This window comes from Neisseria sp. HMSC078H04, assembly GCF_001838135.1.
Taxonomy (GTDB): domain Bacteria; phylum Pseudomonadota; class Gammaproteobacteria; order Burkholderiales; family Neisseriaceae; genus Neisseria.
Genome location: NZ_KV835851.1, coordinates 15,710 through 35,457, shown reverse-complemented (window position 1 = coordinate 35,457; position 19,748 = coordinate 15,710). Strand labels below are relative to the sequence as shown.

General features: G+C 49.9%; 17 protein-coding genes and 1 tRNA gene. 14 read left to right on the top strand and 4 right to left on the bottom strand.

Features of this window, described 5'->3' with window-relative positions:
- Positions 1 to 35 precede the first annotated feature (35 nt).
- Positions 36 to 1,427: an alanine/glycine:cation symporter family protein gene (locus tag HMPREF2560_RS08475; protein WP_070608402.1), complete on the bottom strand. Its 1,392-nt coding sequence runs from the start codon at positions 1,425 to 1,427 to the stop codon at positions 36 to 38.
- 365 nt (positions 1,428 to 1,792) lie between these two features.
- Positions 1,793 to 2,650, bottom strand: coding sequence for an ATP-grasp domain-containing protein (locus HMPREF2560_RS08470; RefSeq protein ID WP_070608400.1), 858 nt, complete (start codon positions 2,648 to 2,650; stop codon positions 1,793 to 1,795).
- A 126-nt stretch (positions 2,651 to 2,776) separates the two neighbouring features.
- On the opposite strand from HMPREF2560_RS08470, the gene HMPREF2560_RS08465 reads away from it, so the two are divergent.
- The 5 genes from HMPREF2560_RS08465 to HMPREF2560_RS08445 all read left to right on the top strand — a co-directional run bounded on the left by HMPREF2560_RS08465 (position 2,777) and on the right by HMPREF2560_RS08445 (position 6,912).
- Entirely contained in the window at positions 2,777 to 4,012 is a 1,236-nt protein-coding gene (locus tag HMPREF2560_RS08465) for an FAD-binding domain-containing protein (RefSeq protein WP_070608398.1), read from the top strand.
- Positions 4,013 to 4,159: 147 nt separating this feature from the next.
- Positions 4,160 to 4,879 (top strand): septum site-determining protein MinC, encoded by a 720-nt coding sequence (minC, locus tag HMPREF2560_RS08460; RefSeq protein ID WP_004520214.1) that lies wholly within the window; start codon positions 4,160 to 4,162, stop codon positions 4,877 to 4,879.
- 26 nt (positions 4,880 to 4,905) lie between these two features.
- Positions 4,906 to 5,721: a septum site-determining protein MinD gene (gene minD, locus HMPREF2560_RS08455; protein WP_049330767.1), complete on the top strand. Its 816-nt coding sequence runs from the start codon at positions 4,906 to 4,908 to the stop codon at positions 5,719 to 5,721.
- A 3-nt stretch (positions 5,722 to 5,724) separates the two neighbouring features.
- Complete coding sequence (gene minE / locus HMPREF2560_RS08450; protein ID WP_003680625.1) at positions 5,725 to 5,988, top strand: cell division topological specificity factor MinE; 264 nt, start codon at positions 5,725 to 5,727, stop codon at positions 5,986 to 5,988.
- A gap of 3 nt (positions 5,989 to 5,991) precedes the next feature.
- The gene (locus HMPREF2560_RS08445) at positions 5,992 to 6,912 is read left to right on the top strand and encodes a hydrogen peroxide-inducible genes activator (protein ID WP_049330768.1); all 921 of its coding nucleotides are present in this window, start codon (positions 5,992 to 5,994) and stop codon (positions 6,910 to 6,912) included.
- Positions 6,913 to 6,975: 63 nt separating this feature from the next.
- Here HMPREF2560_RS08445 and HMPREF2560_RS08440 read toward each other — a convergent pair whose 3' ends face one another.
- The gene (locus HMPREF2560_RS08440; RefSeq protein WP_003684747.1) at positions 6,976 to 7,188 is read right to left on the bottom strand and encodes a glycine zipper 2TM domain-containing protein; all 213 of its coding nucleotides are present in this window, start codon (positions 7,186 to 7,188) and stop codon (positions 6,976 to 6,978) included.
- 254 nt (positions 7,189 to 7,442) lie between these two features.
- Here HMPREF2560_RS08440 and HMPREF2560_RS08435 point away from each other — a divergent pair, with 254 nt between their 5' ends.
- Together HMPREF2560_RS08435 and HMPREF2560_RS08430 are read left to right on the top strand one after the other, a co-directional pair.
- Positions 7,443 to 7,892, top strand: a complete 450-nt coding sequence (locus HMPREF2560_RS08435; RefSeq protein WP_070608396.1) for a CopD family copper resistance protein — start codon at positions 7,443 to 7,445, stop codon at positions 7,890 to 7,892.
- 33 nt (positions 7,893 to 7,925) lie between these two features.
- A complete protein-coding gene (locus HMPREF2560_RS08430; protein ID WP_070608394.1) occupies positions 7,926 to 8,900 on the top strand; it encodes a TerC family protein in 975 nt (324 codons plus the stop codon).
- Between the two features lie 69 nt (positions 8,901 to 8,969).
- Here HMPREF2560_RS08430 and HMPREF2560_RS08425 read toward each other — a convergent pair whose 3' ends face one another.
- Positions 8,970 to 9,401 (bottom strand): Ag473 family lipoprotein, encoded by a 432-nt coding sequence (locus HMPREF2560_RS08425; RefSeq protein ID WP_070608393.1) that lies wholly within the window; start codon positions 9,399 to 9,401, stop codon positions 8,970 to 8,972.
- Positions 9,402 to 9,583: 182 nt separating this feature from the next.
- On the opposite strand from HMPREF2560_RS08425, the gene HMPREF2560_RS08420 reads away from it, so the two are divergent.
- The 7 genes from HMPREF2560_RS08420 (at position 9,584) to cas2 (ending at position 19,590) form a co-directional block, all read left to right on the top strand.
- Positions 9,584 to 9,659, top strand: a tRNA-Lys gene (locus HMPREF2560_RS08420).
- Between the two features lie 300 nt (positions 9,660 to 9,959).
- Entirely contained in the window at positions 9,960 to 11,402 is a 1,443-nt protein-coding gene (gene aldA / locus HMPREF2560_RS08415) for an aldehyde dehydrogenase (RefSeq protein WP_070608391.1), read from the top strand.
- Between the two features lie 170 nt (positions 11,403 to 11,572).
- Positions 11,573 to 13,084, top strand: a complete 1,512-nt coding sequence (gene lysS / locus HMPREF2560_RS08410; protein WP_070608389.1) for a lysine--tRNA ligase — start codon at positions 11,573 to 11,575, stop codon at positions 13,082 to 13,084.
- Positions 13,085 to 13,346: 262 nt separating this feature from the next.
- On the top strand, positions 13,347 to 14,771 hold the full coding sequence (locus HMPREF2560_RS08405) for an alanine/glycine:cation symporter family protein (protein WP_070608387.1): 1,425 nt from the start codon (positions 13,347 to 13,349) through the stop codon (positions 14,769 to 14,771).
- A gap of 269 nt (positions 14,772 to 15,040) precedes the next feature.
- Positions 15,041 to 18,289, top strand: a complete 3,249-nt coding sequence (cas9, locus tag HMPREF2560_RS08400; RefSeq protein ID WP_070608385.1) for a type II CRISPR RNA-guided endonuclease Cas9 — start codon at positions 15,041 to 15,043, stop codon at positions 18,287 to 18,289.
- Between the two features lie 67 nt (positions 18,290 to 18,356).
- Positions 18,357 to 19,271, top strand: coding sequence for a type II CRISPR-associated endonuclease Cas1 (cas1, locus tag HMPREF2560_RS08395; RefSeq protein ID WP_070608383.1), 915 nt, complete (start codon positions 18,357 to 18,359; stop codon positions 19,269 to 19,271).
- Positions 19,264 to 19,590, top strand: a complete 327-nt coding sequence (gene cas2, locus HMPREF2560_RS08390) for a CRISPR-associated endonuclease Cas2 (protein WP_033912916.1) — start codon at positions 19,264 to 19,266, stop codon at positions 19,588 to 19,590. The genes cas1 and cas2 overlap by 8 nt, the downstream gene beginning before the upstream one ends.
- Positions 19,591 to 19,748 lie beyond the last annotated feature (158 nt).

The window sequence follows — 19,748 nt, the reverse complement described above, 5'->3', positions numbered from 1 at the left end:
ATCGGGCCGTCTGAATGTTCAGACGGCCTTGGACATTAATGCGGCAATTCGCCGTTTTTGATTTTTTGTTTGAAGTCGCGCGTTTCATTGACGATGACTTTCGCCATCAACAAAAGCGCAATCAGGTTGGGCAATGCCATCAGGCCGTTGAATGTGTCCGAAGCCAGCCACACCAAATCAAGGCTCAACACGGTACCCAGCATGACAGAAGAGACGTAACCCACGCGGTACAAACCGGCAAACTTCTCGCCGAAGACATAAACCGCGCATTTCTCGCCGTAATAACACCAGCCGAGAATGGTTGAGTAGGCAAAGAAAATCAGGCCGATGGTGACAATCCAGCCGCCGATACCGGGCAGCATTTTTTGGAAAGTGACGGTTGTCAGCGCCGCGCCGCTCAATTCAGGTTTCACAAACTCGCCACCTGCGCCGAGCAAACCCATGACCAACACGATACCGGTAATCGAGCAGACAACAATGGTGTCCAAAAAAGTACCGGTCATGGAAACCAAAGCCTGACGAACGGGGTGGTCGGTTTTCGCGGCGGCGGCGGCAATCGGCGCAGAACCCATACCCGCCTCATTGGAGAACACGCCGCGCGCCACGCCGTAGCGGATAACCGTACCGATGGCGCCGCCTGCCACGGCCTGTGCGCTAAACGCATCGGAGAAAATCAGTTTGACGGCGGGCATCAATACATCGGAATTAATCACGATAATGGCAATACCGCCTACTACATAAAACACTGCCATGGCAGGCACGATAAAGGACGCGGCTTTGGCGATGCCCTTAATGCCGCCCAAAAGTACAATGGCCGTTAATACAGTCAATATCACGCCGGTGTAGGCAGGTTCGACGCCGAAGCTGGTTTGTACTGCCTGCGCAACCGAGTTGGACTGCACCGAGCTGCCGATACCGAAGGAAGCGAAAGTACCGAACAGCGCAAATGCGACGGCCATCCATTTCCAGTTTTTGCCCAAGCCTTTTTCGATGTAATACATCGGGCCGCCGGACATTTCGCCTTTGGAATTGGTGACGCGGTATTTCACCGCCAACACGCCTTCGCCGTATTTGGTGGCCATGCCGAAAATGGCGGTCATCCACATCCAAAATACCGCGCCTGGGCCGCCTGTTACCACCGCTGTCGCCACACCGGCGATGTTACCCGTACCGATGGTGGCGGACAGCGCGGTCATCAACGCCGCGAAATGGGAAATATCGCCTTCGTGGTCTTCACCGTCTTCATGCTTCTTTGACGGCACAAACGCCTGTTTCAGCGCATAACCCAACATGGTGAACTGCAAGCCTTTCAGCAACACGGTCAGCAAAATGCCCGTACCGACCAGCAACATCAACATAATAGGTCCCCAGACCCAGCCGCTGATGGTTTCGAAAAAGGCTTTGAGATTGTCTAAAAAAAATTGCATGGCTTTCTCCTTTGTCTGTTTTATTTTTTTATGCACTACTTTTTGTAGTGTCATGTAATTTCAGCACAGAATATTCAATAAGACAATATCTTTCTTTTTAAAAAGATTTTTGAGGTTTTACCCTAAAAAGATACCTATTTAGACCGACCAGATTGTTTACAATCCGCTAAAAATAAAGGCTGCGGCCGAGATAAAATGCCAAATGAAAGTTAATCAACCATCAATTAAGACTGCAACAATTAAAATGACACAATCGACAAATGGCACATTATTGAAAAATACAAATGCGCAAATCTTGTTTAAAAAAAGCCTCAGACCGTCTGAAAGATGGTTTTCAGACGGCCTGAGGCTTGTTATTTATAAAGTCAGGTTGATGAATGTTGTCCAAGCAACTGCGCCAACACTCGGGCAAAGCGTTCCGTCGTGCCTTCGCTGGTGTGCAAATACAGGGCAGGCTCGATGAGTTCCAACTCATTGAGCAGGAATGTGTCGCCGACCAATGTGCCGTCCACGCGGGCGTAAACCGGCATTTGCGGCAAAGTGGCCAGTACGTCTTGCGCGGCACTGATGGCAAACTCGGGCGGCTCAATACCAAACACCGACACGCCATAGGCCGAGTTGGCGCGCCATTCGCCTTGGGGCGGCTGACGGCGCACGGCATGGCTGAATATGCCGTTGAAAAACACCAGCGAGGTTTCGCCCGCCGTTTCGATTTCACGGATATACGGTTGAACAATCATGCCTTGCGGATAATCCGCCATGTTCACGTCCAATGCGTCCGCACAAACTTTGACCACGCCTTTGCCGCTCTGCCCGAATGCAGGCTTGATGACCGCTTCCGTCCAACCTTGTTGGTTCAGTATGTCCGCCAATTCGGCTTTTTGCGGCGGAACAAATACGCTGGGAATCACTTGCGAGCCACGCGCCGCCAAATCGCACAAATAAGTCTTTTCCATATTCCAAGCCATCAGCTCGGGCGGATTGATAAAATGCTGCCCCGCCTGCTCGGCTTGCTCCAGCCATTGGCGGAAGGCTTCAGGTTCGGCGGCATAATCCCATGCGCACAAAGGCAGTAAAAACGTCGCAGACGGATGGTTTTGCCACGTATCAAATACGGTTTTCACGCCCATGCTTTCCAAGCATGCCGCCAATGTTTTCAGGTTGTCCGATGGTTCGGGATAAGTTTGGCAGGTAATGAGTGCCAAAACGGTTTGCTCGGTCATGGTTGCCGCCTCATTGCTAAAACCAAAATTATATAGCGAAATCAAACCAAAAGATTTTTCAGACGGCCTGATACATGAGGCCGATTCTGATAAAATGGTTTTCCCCTTTTCCGTCGGAACATGCTCATGAAATCTGCTCACGTCCTTGTCTGGTTCCGCCGCAACCTCCGCCTGCACGACAATGTCGCGCTTAATGCCGCCGTTGCAAGCGGTTTGCCCATCGCCTGTGTCTGGGTCAGCCAAAGGCCGTCTGAAAACCACAATCCGCGTCAAAGCCTGTTCCATTATCAAGCCGCGCAAGAGCTGCATACCCGTCTGGCGGCACACCATATTCCTTTATATGTCGTTGCCTCCGACGAAGACCTCCTCCCCTTGGCTGCTGCGCTCAATGCCCATACCGTCATCACAGACGAAGCCTACACCGAAGCCGAAATCCGCCAAGACAACCACCTCTGGCACAATTTCGACCGGGCAGGCATTGCCCTGCAACACGCCAAAGACCGCGGCATTTTAGCCAAATCCCCCCTTATGGATGCCAACGGACTGCCCTACACCGATTTTGCCGCCTATAAACAAGCATGGTTGCAGGCTTATTCAGGACAAAGGCCGTCTGAAACCGAATTGCCTGTTCAAACCGGACAAAACGTTCCACTGTTCCCAGCCCATACCGGCGCGGTATTGCCTGCCTATCAGCAGGGTGGCGAAACTGCAGCCTTAACGCAATGGCACGCGTTCAAACAGAATTTGGTTCACTACCCGATTACCCAAAACTTTCCGGCACGAAAAAACACCAGCCTCCTCAATGCCTACCTGTCCGCAGGCTGCATTTCACCGCGCCTGCTGGCCGCCGAAGGCTTGGCAAACCGACATTTCGAGTGGCTGGACAAGCTTATTTTCCGCGACTACTGCTACCAGCTCGCCTACCACCGCCGCCTGCCCGAAACAACCGATGCCGCCCCGGTACGCGAATACTGGCGACACGGCCAAACCGGCGTGCCCATCATCGACGCCTCCATCCGCGGCCTCGAAGCCACCGGCCACTTACATCCCGTTCTCCAGCAACTGTGCGCCCACTATTTCTGCCATGCCCTCAACTTCGACCCCAACCAAGGCATCACGTGGACAGCCTCCGTCCAAACCGGCACCGACCCCGCGCTTAACCAAGCCAACTGGCACCTCGCCGCCCAAGACACAGCCACCGTCCGTTATGCCCACCGTTCGCACCAAATCGACCCCGACGGCAGTTACATCCGCAGTTACATCCCCGAATTGGCGCACCTGCCGTCCACCCTCATCCACACGCCGTGGGCAGCCGCCGACGACATCGACACACACGGCTACCCCTTTCCCAAGGCCGTCTGAAACCTGCGTTCACACCAAAAAACCACACTAAATACAGCTGAAAAACGTTCAAACAAAATATTTTGGTTTCAGACGGCCAAACAGATTGAATAGCCAAGATTTACACGGTAAACTTACGTCATTAAAAAATTTTATTATTTCATTACAATGAAACCCGCATTCGACATAAAAACGTCACGTTTGGACGTCTTATCCATCCATCTGCACACCGCAGATTTAACCGAATTGGAAGAATTCCTGCGCCAACTGGCAGGCCAATCTCAAGACGAATTCGTTCCCTTCATTTTAGACGTACAAGATTTCGACCATCCCGAATCCATCGATTTGGGCGGCATGATTTCCCTGTTTGCCCGTTACGGCATGCAAATTTTAGGGCTGCACCACACCAGCGACACATGGGCGGCAGCAGCGGCGCGTTATCATTTGGTATTCAAACAAGGTAACTCCACCCAGGCAGCCGACACACAGGCAGCACCTACTCCGCGCCAAGCACCGCAGCCGCAAGACGTACAAGCCACCGTTATCAACAATCCGACCGTATTGGTCAGCACGCCCGTACGTACCGGCCAGCAGGTTTACGCTGAAAACGGCGACCTCATCGTTACCGGCATCGTCAGCCAAGGTGCGGAACTTATCGCCGACGGCAACATCCATATTTACGCTCCCATGCGCGGCAGAGCGTTGGCTGGCGCGAAAGGCAATACCAACGCGCGCATCTTTATTCATTCCATGCAGGCCGAATTAGTCTCTGTTGCCGGTATCTACCGCAACTTCGAGCAAGACCTGCCCGAGCATCTGCATAAAAAACCCGTACAAGTATCATTGCAAGACAACCGACTGGTTATCAGCGCAATCGACGCCGAATAAACATCAGTACTTAAAAAGGAAATATCGTGTCCAAAATCATCGTAGTAACTTCAGGTAAAGGCGGCGTAGGCAAGACCACTACCAGCGCCAGCATCGCAACCGGCCTGGCCCTGCGCGGCCACAAAACTGCTGTGATCGACTTCGACGTCGGTTTGCGCAACCTTGACCTGATTATGGGTTGCGAACGCCGCGTCGTATACGACCTCATCAACGTTATCCAAGGCGAAGCCACACTCAACCAAGCCCTGATTAAAGACAAAAATTGCGAAAACCTCTACATCCTGCCTGCATCGCAAACCCGCGATAAAGACGCACTGACCCGCGAAGGCGTGGACAACGTGATGAAAGAGCTGGCCAGCGAAAAAATGGGCTTCGAATTCATTATCTGCGATTCCCCTGCCGGTATCGAACAAGGTGCACTGATGGCACTCTACTTTGCCGACGAAGCCATCATTACCACCAATCCGGAAGTATCCAGCGTCCGCGACTCCGACCGCATCTTGGGCATTTTGCAAAGCAAATCCCGCAAAGCAGAACAAGGCAGCACTGTTAAAGAGCACCTGCTGATTACCCGCTACTCCCCTGAGCGCGTAGCCAAAGGCGAAATGCTGTCGGTACAAGACATCTGCGACATCTTGCGTATTCCGTTGATCGGTGTGATTCCTGAATCACAAAACGTTCTGCAAGCTTCCAACGCCGGCGAACCTGTCATTCACCAAGACAATGCTGCCGCAGCCGAAGCCTACAAAGACGTTATTGCCCGCCTCTTGGGTGAAAACCGCGAAATGCGTTTCCTCGAAGCTGAGAAGAAAAGCTTCTTAAAACGACTGTTCGGAGGTTAATACATGTCACTGCTCGATATGCTGTTCGGCAGAAAGCCGAAAACCGCCACAGTCGCGCGCGACCGCCTGCAAATCATCATCGCGCAAGAACGCGCACAAGAAGGCCAAGCTCCGGACTATCTGCCGACCCTGCGTAAAGAGTTGTTGGAAGTCCTGTCCAAATACGTCAACGTATCATTGGACGACATCCGCATCTCCCAAGAGAAACAAGACGGCTTGGACGTTCTTGAGCTGAACATCACCCTGCCGGAACAAAAAAAGGCTTAACACATGACCTTGACCGAATTGCGTTACATCGTAGCCGTCGCACAAGAACGTCACTTCGGACGTGCCGCACGACGCTGCTTTGTCAGCCAGCCCACCCTCTCCATCGCCATCAAAAAGCTGGAGGAAGAGCTGTCGGTATCCCTGTTCGACCGTAGCAGCAACGACATCATCACAACCGAAGCAGGCGAGCGCATTGTCGCCCAAGCCCGCCGGGTTCTGGAAGAAGCAGAACTCATCAAGCACCTTGCCAATGAAGAGCAAAACGAATTGGAAGGCGCATTCAAACTCGGCCTGATTTTCACCGTTGCCCCCTACCTTCTGCCCAAGCTCATTACCGCGTTGCGTGAAACCGCGCCGAAAATGCCGCTGATGCTGGAAGAGAACTATACCCACATCCTGACCGAGTCGCTCAAACGTGGCGATGTCGATGCAATCGTCGTTGCCGAACCGTTCCAAGAGCCGGGCATCGTGACCGAGCCTCTGTATGACGAACCTTTCTTCGTCATTGTTCCCAAAGGACATCACTTTGAAGAACTCGATGCCGTTACGCCTCAGCTTTTGGGTGAAGAACAAGTGTTGCTGCTGTCCGAAGGCAACTGTATGCGCGACCAAGTGTTGGCAAGCTGTTCCGAATTGGCTTCCAAGCAAAAAATCCAGGGCTTGACCAATACCCTGCAAGGCAGCTCCATCAACACCATCCGCCACATGGTTGCCAGCGGCCTGGCCATCAGCGTCATGCCGGCTACCGCATTGACCGAAAACGACCACATGCTTTTCAGCATTATCCCGTTTGAAGGCACTGCACCGCACCGCCGTGTCGTTTTGGCCTATCGCCGCAACTTTGTCCGACCGAAAGCACTGACTGCTTTGCGCACGGCTATTTTGCAATCGCAACTGACCGGTGTAACGTTCGTCAACGAATAAACCACAAAACAAAAGGCCGTCTGAACATTCAGACGGCCTTTTTATTTTTAACCGAATAAAGGATTAGTAGCGGGTATGAACCTGACTGCCGATGACGCCACCCAAAGCCGCACCACCCAAGGTAGAGCCGGTATCGCCACCAATCAAGTTACCTGCCACGCCGCCCAATACCGCACCAGCAGCAGTGTTGCGTTGGGTTTGAGTCATATTGGCACATGCACCCAAAGAAGCGGCCAGCATGATCAAGGTCACAGTTTTTGCAAAAGTTTTCTTCATGGTTTGATTCTCCATCAGGGGTTAAGCTTTATATGGAGCAGTATGGCACAACCTTTCATTAATATATTTTCTGATAAGTAAAGACAGATTAAACTAAGATAACGCTCTTGATGAACGGTTAACTTCAAAAACAAACGGCAATTCCTATAAAATATTTATAAATTTTAATATATTTGGCATAAAATTGCGCATACATCAACCGCATTCGGTAGTGATACAATGACGACTTGTCTGAACTACCGGAAACACCCGTCATGAGTACCTACGCACTGGCACACATCATCCACGTTTATTGCGCGATTGCCTTTGTCGGCGGCGTATTTTTCGAAATGCTGGTTCTCTCCGTTTTGCACACCGGCCGCGTTTCGCGCGAATCGCGCCGCGAAGTCGAACGTGCCATGTCCCATCGTGCCGTCCGCGTAATGCCGCCTGTCGTCATTATCTTGTTCATCAGCGGCATCGTGATGGTGTACAACCGCTACCTGCCGATACTTCACCACCCATTCGACAGCTCTTTCGGCATCATGCTGAGCATCAAAATCCTGTTGGCAATAAGCGTTTTGGTACATTTTGCCATAGCAGTTGTCAAAATGGCCCGACACACCCTCACCGTCGGCTGGTCGAAATACATACACGCCGTCGTATTCAGCCATATGCTGTTTATCGTCTTTTTTGCCAAAGCAATGTTCTACCTGTCTTGGTAAACCTTACCCTTCCCCCGCACACAAGGATTGTTTATGACCCAATACCCGTCCGTCGGCTCGCCGATGTTTTACGGCATCTTCTTTATTGCCGTCTTAATCATGATCGCCATCGATATGGTATCGCTGAAAAAAAACGGCGCCCACAAAGTCAGCATCAAAGAAGCCCTCGCCTGGAGCGGCATTTGGGTGGCCGTATCCTGCGCATTTGCAGGCTGGCTCTATTTTGAACTCGCGGGCAACCCGACTTATGGGGCCGTTGTCGCCAAAGAAAAAGTCCTCGAATTCTTCACCGGCTATGTACTCGAAAAATCCCTTGCAGTCGACAACATCTTCGTTTTCCTGATGATTTTCGGCTATTTCAAAGTCGAACCCAAATTCCAACACCGCATCTTGCTCTATGGTGTATTCGGCGCCATCGTCCTGCGCGCCATCATGATCTTCATCGGCGCAGCCTTGGTACAACAATTTGAATGGATTTTGTACCTCTTCGGCGCCTTCCTCTTATACACCGGCATTCACATGATGAAGCCGGAAGCCGAAGCTGAAGAAGACCTTTCCCAAAACAAAATCCTGACCCTACTCAAAAAAGTCATCCCGACCAGCCAACAGTTTGACGGTGAAAAATTCTTTACCATTGAAAACGGCAAACGCATCGCTACGCCGCTTTTGCTAGTATTGATTATGATCGAATTGAGCGACGTCATCTTCGCCGTTGACAGCATCCCCGCTATTTTTGCCGTAACCACCGACCCATTCATCGTCCTCACTTCCAACATTTTTGCCATCTTAGGCCTGCGTGCCATGTACTTCTTACTGGCAGACTTTGCCGAACGCTTTATTTTCCTCAAATACGGCTTGGCCTTCGTATTGAGCTTTATCGGTATCAAGATGCTGATTATGCACTGGGTACATATCCCGATTTCCATTTCCCTGTCCGTCGTCTTCGGCGCACTGGGTGCATCCATCCTGACTTCTTTGGTGTACACGCGTCAGCAAGAAAAAAAATAATCTGCCGATACAAAAAGGCCGTCTGAAAAACATTTTTTCAGACGGCCTTTTCAAATATCAAACACCAGCTTATTTAGCAGCGTCTTTCAATTTGTCGGCAGCTTCTTGAGTCACATCGGCTGCTTTACCCAAAGCATCTTTAGCCGCATCTTTGGCAGCATCTTTAGCCTCGCCCACAGCAGCTTTTGCATCGTCCAAGGCTTTGTCGCTGGCTTCTTTAGCACCATCGATGGCTTTACCGGTAGTTTCTTTAGCATCGGAAATTGCTTTCTCCGCAGTTTCCTTCGCATCGGCACCAGCTTCTTTAGCGTCAGAAACAGCCTGTTCAGCAGCGCCTTTAGCTTCGGAAGCAGCAGCATCGGCAGCAGAAGCCGCGTGTTCGGCAGCAGCGTTCACATCAGAAGCAACGGCAGAAGCCGCTTCTTGAGTTTCCTGTTTCGCCTCTTGAGAACAAGCAGCCAAACCAGCCACCATCATCGCAGCAATCAATAATTTTTTCATGTTGTATATCCTTTGGTCTAAAAAATATCCATCAGAACTGACAGATTAGAAAATCATAACATAATTAATACTCGAAAACGGGAGAATTAACGCCAAATAACAACCGATTTACGTTTTCTGAAGAAAATTTCAAAAAAACAGTTGACGAAAAGAAACAATCTCCCTATAATGCACAACTTATCGGGTCGTTAGCTCAGTCGGTAGAGCAGCGGACTTTTAATCCGTTGGTCGAGCGTTCGAATCGCTCACGACCCACCAAATATGAAAACCTGCTTTGGAAAAAGCAGGTTTTTTTATATTCTCCATCAAGCCTTTCTTCATTTGATACCTCCCTTATTATCAACATCAATAATATTCGAGCTTTGTCACAATGCTGTTATAGATGCAACTCAAAGCATCACAAACCTCTTGAATCAATCAAACCCAACTCTTCACCCATCACCTTTTTCTAAAAACTTCCAAACACCTATCATCAACCCATACCAAATCCTCTTGTATGCCAGACAATTTAGGCATAGACTAAAACTACATCCAACTACAACAACAGGAGAAGGTTTGATGAAACAACTGTCTATGTATATCAACGGCCGCTTTGAAACCGACTTTAACGGTACATGGCGTGATGTATTGAATCCGGCAACCGAAGAAGTCATCGCACGTGAGCCTAAAGGCGGAAAAGCCGATGTTGATCGTGCCGTTGCCGCGGCCAGAGATGCGCAAACTGCGTGGGAGCGTTTGCCTGCCGTTGAGCGCGGCGCATACCTGCGCAAAATTGCCCAAGGCATCCGCGAACGTGCCGACGAGCTGACCGACACCATTATCGCCGAAGGCGGCAAAACCAAAGATTTGGCACGCATAGAAGTCATGTTCACTGCCGATTATCTCGACTACCAAGCCGAATGGGCGCGCCGTTATGAAGGCGAAATTATCCAAAGCGACCGCCCGCGCGAAAACATTTTATTGTTCAAACGTCCTTTGGGCGTAATCGCCGGCATTTTGCCGTGGAACTTCCCATTCTTCCTGATCGCCCGCAAAATGGGCCCGGCTTTGGTAACAGGCAATACCATCGTCGTCAAACCAAGCAGCGTTACCCCGATTAACTGCCACATCTTTGCTGAAATCGTTCATGCTTCAGGCTTACCTGCCGGCGTATTCAACGTCGTCAACGGCCCAGGCGCAGAAATCGGCAATGCCTTGGCATCGCATCCGCAAGTCGATATGGTCAGCCTGACCGGTTCTGTAGAAGCAGGCCGCCAAGTAATGGAAGCTGCCGCCGCCAACATCACCAAAGTCTCACTGGAACTGGGCGGCAAAGCTCCTGCCATCGTTCTTAAAGATGCCGACCTGGATCTGGCCGTCAAATCCATCTTGGCTTCACGCGTGGGCAATACTGGTCAAATCTGTAACTGCGCCGAACGCGTATATGTCCACAGTAGCCTGAAAGACGCATTTATCGAAAAAATGACTGCCGCCATGAAAGGCGTGCGCTACGGCAACCCGGCCGAAGCCGAGCCAGGCGCACTGGAAATGGGCCCGTTGATTGAAGAGCGCGCCGTCAAAGCCGTTGCCGAGAAAGTCGAACGCGCCGTCAAACAAGGGGCGACACTAGTCTGCGGCGGCAAACGTGCCGACGGCAAAGGCTACTTCTTCGAACCTACCCTGCTGACCGATACCGACAACAGCATGGACATCATGAAGGAAGAAACCTTCGGCCCCGTCCTGCCGGTTGCCACTTTCGACACGCTCGATCAAGTCATCGCTTTGGCAAACGATAGCGAATTCGGCCTGACCAGCTCCGTCTATACCACCAATCTGAATGAAGCGTTTTATGTAACCCGCCGTCTGCGTTTCGGCGAAACCTACATCAACCGCGAAAACTTCGAAGCCATGCAGGGCTTCCATGCCGGTTGGAAAAAATCAGGTATCGGCGGCGCGGACGGTAAACACGGTTTGGAAGAATATCTGCAAACCCAAGTTGTTTATTTGGAAACCGATATCTAACTGCCCTTCATAAAACAAAAGGCCGTCTGAAACTGATTTTTCAGGTTTCAGACGGCCTTTCTACCTTTATAGAAAAAAACACCGACATCGCGTAAAATAGAGCCAATTTTTCACTTTATTCAGGCCGTCTGAAAACTCCGGCAGCCTGACTCATTTTTCCGGAAAACACCATGAGCGAACAAAACAATCCTCAAATCGAGCCGCAGTTGGACGAAAACCAAATCATCGCCCTGCGCCGCGAGAAACTGCACAACATCCGCAAAGAACGCAACGCCTACCCTAACGATTTCAAACGCAACAGCTTTGCCGCCGACCTGCATACCCAATACGGTGAAATCAGCAAAGAAGAACTCGACCCGCAAGGCATTCCCGTCAAAGTGGCCGGTCGCATGATGCTCAAACGTCAAATGGGCAAAGCCAGCTTCGCCACCATTCAAGACGTTACCGGTCAAATCCAGCTTTATTTGAACAACAAAGGCGTGAGCCAAGAAGTTTTGGACGACTTCAACCACTGGGACTTGGGCGACATCGTCGGCGCGGAAGGTACTTTGTTCAAAACCAACCACGGCGAATTGACCGTGCGCGTGTCCAACATCCGCCTGCTGTCCAAATCCCTTCGCCCTCTGCCGGACAAACACAAAGGCTTGAGCGATCAGGAAACCAAATACCGTCAACGCTACGTCGATTTAATTGCCAACGAAGAATCGCGCAATACCTTCATCAAACGCAGCCAAATCATCCAATCCGTGCGCAATTTCATGGTCAACGAGCATTATTTGGAAGTTGAAACCCCGATGATGCACCCGATTCCAGGCGGCGCAACAGCGAAACCCTTCGTGACCCACCACAATGCCTTGGACATTCCGCTCTACCTGCGCATCGCCCCCGAGCTGTATCTGAAACGCTTGGTTGTCGGCGGCTTAGAACGCGTGTTTGAAATCAACCGCAGCTTCCGTAACGAGGGCATGTCCGTACGCCATAACCCTGAATTCACCATGATTGAATTCTACGAAGCCTTCTCCGACTACGAACGCATGATGCAAATGGCGGAAGACATCATCCGCAACGCTTCCCGCGCGGTAAACGGCACGGCGAAAATCAGCTACAACGGAAAAGAAGTCGATTTGGAAAGCCCGTTTGAACGCCTGACCATTCTCGGTGCCATCAAAAAATACAATCCGCACTACACCGATGAGCAGTTGAACGATGAAGAATGGCTGAAAAAAGAAATCGTCAAACACGGCGAAAGCCTGCCTCCTTCTCCAGGTATCGGCAGCCTGCAACTTGCCCTGTTTGAAGGTTGCGCTGAGAGCAAACTGTGGAACCCGACTTTCATCATCGACTACCCTGTCGAAGTGTCGCCATTGGCACGCGCATCCGACAGCAAACCGGGTCTGACCGAACGCTTCGAGCTTTTCGTTGTCGGCCGCGAACTGGCAAACGGCTACTCTGAGTTGAACGATCCGGAAGACCAAGCCGAACGCTTCAAGGCGCAAGTGGCACAAAAAGACGCCGGCGACGACGAAGCCATGCACTACGATGCCGACTACATCCGCGCCATGGAATTCGGCCTGCCGCCGACCGGCGGTTGCGGTATCGGCATCGACCGCTTGGTAATGTTGCTGACCGATTCACAAACCATCCGCGACGTGATTCTGTTCCCGCAAATGCGTCCCGAATAATGCATTGAAATAAAATCAAGGCCGTCTGAAAACAAGACTCTGTTTTCAGACGGCCTTTTTGTTCAAATATGTAAAACGGAAGAGTTTAAATCGATAAATCCTTTACACCATAATAATAAAATTACATGATAATCAAAAAGATAATATAAAAAAGAATATGTAAACGTTTTTCAGTTTGTTGACAGTCTGCTAGAATACATCCAGTTACAGACAGCCTCCACACACAGGCCGTCTGAAAATGCAGAAACTCTGAAAGGTTTGTATGGATCAATTTTTCGAACAGCTTCACGGCTGGGTAAACGACATCAACGACCCAATGTGGTCGGGGTTGGTATATATGCTTTTAGGCGTAGGCCTATTTTTCACCGTTACTACCGGTTTTGTACAATTCCGCCTCTTCGGCCGCAGTATCAAAGAAATGTTGAGCGGCCGCAAACAAGGTGATGATCCGCATGGAATTACACCGTTCCAAGCATTCGTTACCGGCTTGGCCAGCCGCGTAGGCGTGGGCAACATCGCCGGCGTAGCGATTGCCATCAAATTCGGCGGACCAGGCGCGGTGTTCTGGATGTGGGTAACCGCCTTAATCGGCATGAGTTCGGCGTTTGTCGAATCTTCACTGGCTCAACTCTTTAAAGTCCGGGACTACGACAACCACCACTTCCGCGGCGGCCCTGCCTACTACATCACTCAAGGCCTGGGACAAAAATGGCTGGGCGTTTTGTTCGCCCTGAGCCTGATTTTCTGTTTCGGCTTTGTATTTGAAGCTGTACAGACCAATACCATCGCCGATACCACCAAAGCGGCATGGGGCTGGGATCAACACTATGTCGGCGTCGCCCTGGTCATTCTGACTGCCCCGATTATCTTCGGCGGTATCCGCCGCGTATCTAAAGCCGCGGAAATTATCGTTCCGCTGATGGCGGTTTTATATCTCGTCATAGCACTCTTCATCATTGCTACCAATATTTCCCTGATTCCTGATGTGTTCGGTCAGATTTTCTCCAACGCGTTCAACTTCGATTCGGCTGCAGGCGGTTTCCTCGGCGGTCTGATTTCGACCACCATGATGCAGGGTATCAAACGCGGCCTGTATTCCAATGAGGCGGGTATGGGTTCCGCGCCGAACGCCGCAGCCGCAGCCGAAGTGAAACACCCCGTCTCCCAAGGCATGATTCAAATGCTGGGCGTTTTCGTCGATACCATCATCGTCTGCTCATGCACCGCCTTTATCGTCTTGACCTATCAACAGCCTTACGGCGACCTGAGCGGTGCGGCGCTGACCCAAGCGGCAATCGTCAGCCAGGTAGGCGAATGGGGCGCGGGCTTCCTTGCCGCCATCCTGTTTATGTTTGCTTTTTCAACCGTTATCGGCAACTATGCCTATGCTGAGTCCAACGTCCAATTCATCAAGAGCCATTGGCTGGTTACCGCCGTTTTCCGTATGCTGGTTTTAGCATGGGTCTACTTCGGCGCAGTTGCCAACGTACCCTTGGTATGGGATATGGCAGACATGGCCATGGGCATCATGGCATGGATTAACCTCGTTGCCATCCTGCTCCTGTCCCCACTTGCCTTCCTGCTGTTGAAAGACTACACAGCCAAGCTGAAAATGGGTAAAGACCCAGAGTTCAAACTCTCTGAACACCCAGGCTTGAAACGCAAAATCAAATCCGATATCTGGTAACACCAAAGGCCGTCTGAAATTTCAGACGGCCTTTTTAATCCCTGTCATTTTGACAAAACGATGCCCCTTAAAGCAGAAGCCTTAAGGGGCAGAGCGTTGCGGCACATCTTTTCAGACGGCCTTATTGTAGCAACGTTTCTCATTTCGCAGTGCAACAATATGGACAGATTCTAATTCCAAATCGGTACCTAGTCAAGTATTTCATTTGCATGGTAATACTTACCTAGGATATATTTATACTTACCAAACATCACATTACGGAGAAACTGATGGCTGCATTCAAACCCAATCCAATCAACTACATCCTCGGCCTCGATATCGGCATCGCATCCATCGGCTGGGCGATGGTAGAAATTGACGAAGAAGAAAACCCCATCCGCCTGATTGATTTGGGCGTGCGCGTATTTGAGCGTGCAGAAGCCCCGAAAACAGGTGACTCTCTCGCAGCGGCAAGACGTTTGGCACGCAGTGTTCGCCGCCTGACCCGCCGTCGCGCCCATCGCCTGCTTCGGGCCCGCCGCCTATTGAAACGCGAAGGCGTATTACAAGCCGCCGATTTTGACGAAAACGGCTTGATCAAATCCTTACCGAATACACCATGGCAACTTCGCGCAGCCGCATTAGACCGCAAACTGACGCCTTTAGAGTGGTCGGCAGTCTTGTTGCATTTAATCAAACATCGCGGCTATTTGTCGCAAAGAAAAAACGAGGGCGAAACTGCCGATAAGGAGCTTGGCGCTTTGCTTCAAGGCTTAGCTAACAATGCCCATGCCTTACAGACAGGCGATTTTCGTACACCGGCCGAATTGGCTTTAAATAAATTTGAAAAGGAAAGCGGCCATATCCGCAACCAGCGCGGCGATTATTCGCATACGTTCAGCCGCAAAGATTTGCAGGCAGAGCTGAATTTACTGTTTGAAAAACAAAAAGAATTTGGCAATCCTCATGTTTCAGACGGCCTTAAAGAAGGTATTGAAACCCTGCTGATGACACAACGCCCCGCCCTGTCCGGTGATGCTGTTCAAAAAATGTTGGGGCATTGCACCTTCGAGCCGACAGAGCCGAAAGCCGCTAAAAACACCTACACCGCCGAACGTTTCGTCTGGCTAACCAAACTGAACAACCTGCGTATTTTAGAGCAAGGCAGCGAGCGGCCATTGACCGCTACCGAACGCGCCACGCTTATGGACGAGCCATACAGAAAATCCAAACTGACTTACGCACAAGCCCGTAAGCTGCTGGGTTTAGAAGATACCGCCTTTTTCAAAGGATTACACTATGGTAAAGACAATGCCGAAACCTCAACATTGATGGAAATGAAGGCCTACCATGCCATCAGCCGTGCGCTGGAAAAAGAAGGATTGAAAGACAAAAAATCCCCATTAAACCTTTCTCCCGAATTACAAGACGAAATCGGCACGGCATTCTCCCTGTTCAAAACCGATGAAGATATTACAGGCCGTCTGAAAGACCGTGTTCAGCCCGAAATCTTAGAAGCGCTGTTGAAACACATTAGCTTCGATAAGTTCGTCCAAATTTCCTTGAAAGCATTGCGCCGAATTGTGCCTCTAATGGAGCAAAGCAAACGTTACGATGAAGCCTGCGCCGAAATCTACGGAGACCATTACGGCAAGAAAAATGCGGAAGAAGCGATTTATCTGCCACCGATTCCCGCCGATGAAATCCGTAACTCAGTCGTCTTACGCGCCTTATCTCAAGCCAGAAAAGTCATTAACGCCGTTGTACGGCGTTACGGCTCTCCTGCACGTATTCATATTGAAACGGCAAGGGAAGTAGGAAAATCGTTTAAAGACCGCAAAGAAATCGAAAAACGCCAAGAAGAAAACCGTAAAGACCGAGAAAAAGCCGCCGCCAAATTCCGAGAGTATTTCCCCAATTTTGTCGGCGAACCCAAATCCAAAGATATTCTGAAACTGCGCCTGTACGAGCAACAACACGGCAAATGCCTGTATTCAGGCAAAGAAATCAACTTAGGCCGTCTGAACGAAAAAGGCTATGTCGAAATCGACCATGCCCTGCCGTTCTCGCGCACATGGGACGACAGTTTCAACAATAAAGTGCTGGTATTGGGCAGCGAAAACCAAAACAAAAGCAACCAAACCCCTTACGAATACTTCAATGGCAAAGACAACAGCCGCGAATGGCAGGAATTTAAAGCGCGTGTCGAAACCAGCCGTTTTCCTCGTAGTAAAAAACAACGGATTCTGCTGCAAAAATTCGACGAAGATGGCTTTAAAGAACGCAATCTGAACGATACGCGCTACGTCAACCGTTTCCTGTGCCAATTTATTGCCGACCGTATGCGGCTGACAGGTAAAGGGAAAAGACGTGTCTTTGCATCCAACGGACAAATTACCAATCTGTTGCGCGGCTTTTGGGGATTACGCAAAGTGCGTGCGGAAAACGACCGCCATCACGCCTTGGACGCAGTTGTCGTTGCCTGTTCGACCGTTGCCATGCAGCAGAAAATTACCCATTTTGTACGCTATAAAGAGATGAACGCATTTGACGGCAAAACTATAGATAAAGAAACAGGAGAAGTGCTGCATCAAAAAGCACATTTCCCGCAACCTTGGGAATTTTTCGCACAAGAAGTCATGATTCGCGTCTTCGGCAAACCGGACGGCAAACCCGAATTTGAAGAAGCGGATACCCCCGAAAAACTGCGTACCCTGCTCGCAGAAAAATTATCATCTCGTCCCGAAGCCGTACACGAATACGTTACGCCACTGTTTGTTTCACGCGCGCCCAATCGGAAGATGAGCGGGCAAGGCCATATGGAGACCGTCAAATCCGCCAAACGACTGGACGAAGGCATCAGCGTGTTGCGCGTACCGCTGACACAGTTAAAACTGAAAGACTTGGAAAAAATGGTCAATCGGGAGCGTGAACCTAAGCTATACGAAGCGCTGAAAGCACGGCTGGAAACACATAAAGACGATCCGGCCAAAGCCTTTGCCGAGCCGTTTTACAAATACGATAAAGCAGGCAACCGCACCCAACAGGTAAAAGCCGTACGCGTAGAGCAAGTACAGAAAACCGGCGTATGGGTGCGCAACCATAACGGTATTGCCGACAACGCAACCATGGTGCGCGTAGATGTGTTTGAGAAAGGCGGCAAGTATTATCTGGTACCGATTTACAGTTGGCAGGTCGCAAAAGGGATTTTGCCGAATAGGGCTGTTGTACAAGGAAAAGATGAAGAAGATTGGACGGTAATGGATGATAGTTTTGAGTTTAAGTTTGTACTTTATGCGAATGATCTGATTAAGCTAACCGCTAAGAAAAATGAATTTTTAGGCTATTTCGTCAGCCTAAATAGAGCTACAGGAGCAATTGATATTCGTACACATGATACGGATAGCACCAAAGGGAAAAACGGCATTTTCCAAAGTGTTGGTGTCAAAACCGCCCTTTCATTCCAAAAATACCAAATCGACGAATTGGGCAAAGAAATCAGATCATGCCGTCTGAAAAAACGCCCGCCTGTTCGTTAAATAAACCTATCCCTGTTTCAGACGACATGAAACAGGGATTTTTTGTATAAAAATAAGGGGAAGAAACATGACTTGGCGCAGTCTGCTTATTCAAAACGGCGGTAAATTATCCTTGCAACGCCGGCAACTGCTGATTCAACAAAACGGCGAGTCCCATACCGTACCATTAGAAGACATCGCCGTTATCATCATCGAAAACCGCGAAACCCTGATTACTGCCCCGCTCCTATCAGCCTTAGCCGAACATGGCTCAACCCTGCTGACATGTGACGAACAGTTCCTACCCTGCGGACAATGGCTGCCTTATGCCCAATATCACCGCCAACTTAAAATCCTCAAGCTGCAGCTGAATATAAGCGAACCCTTAAAAAAGCAACTCTGGCAACATATCATCCGCCAAAAAATCCTAAATCAAGCATTTGTCGCAGACGAAACAGGCAATGATCTTGCCGCCAAACGGCTGCGCACTTTGGCAGTCGAAGTCCGTTCGGGCGATACAGGAAACCGTGAAGCCCAAGCTGCCGCCCTCTACTTCCAAGCCCTCTTTGGAGAAAAGTTTACTCGCAATGACAACAATGCCGTCAATGCCGCATTGAACTACACCTACGCCGTACTCCGTGCAGCAGTTGCACGCGCCCTGACTTTATATGGATGGTTGCCTGCATTAGGCTTGTTTCATAGAAGCGAACTAAATCCATTCAACCTCGCCGATGACTTTATCGAACCCTTACGCCCATTGGCCGACCTGGTCGTTATACATTTGCATGAACAAGGCCGTCTGAAAACTGATCTGACCCCTAATATCAAACAAAACCTTATCAAGACCCTTCACTGTCAAATCTGCATCGAACGGCAATACTTCAGCACCTTGGCTGCCATAGACAAAATGATTTCCTCATTTCAAGCCAGCGTAACTGACAAAAATGCCAAACAGCTGAAACTGCCTGAAATCTTGCCATTGAAAGAATACCAATATGAGTGAGGCCAAATTTATGAGGATTATTGTCTTCTTCGACCTACCGGTTACCACAGCGGCAAAGCGCAAAGCTGCCAATCAATTCCGCCAGTTTCTATTAAAAGATGGATACCAAATGCTCCAGCTTTCCGTATACAGCCGTATTGTCAAAGGTCGAGATTCGTTGCAAAAACACCACAACAGGCTATGTGCAAACCTACCGCAAGAAGGGTCAATCCGCTGTTTGGAAGTAACGGAAAAGCAATATGCCACCATGAAACTACTATTGGGAGAGCTAAAAACCCAAGAAAAAAGAGTAAATTCAGACCAACTATTATTATTTTAAGCTCATTTTTTAGACAAAATAAAACGGGAAACCCTTATAAAATAAGGATTTCCCGTTGAGGTATTGTAGCACTGCGAAATGAGAAAGGGAGCTACAACAATCATGGTAACACGAAATAACCCTTGACTATTGTAGCACTGCGAAATGAGAAAGGGAGC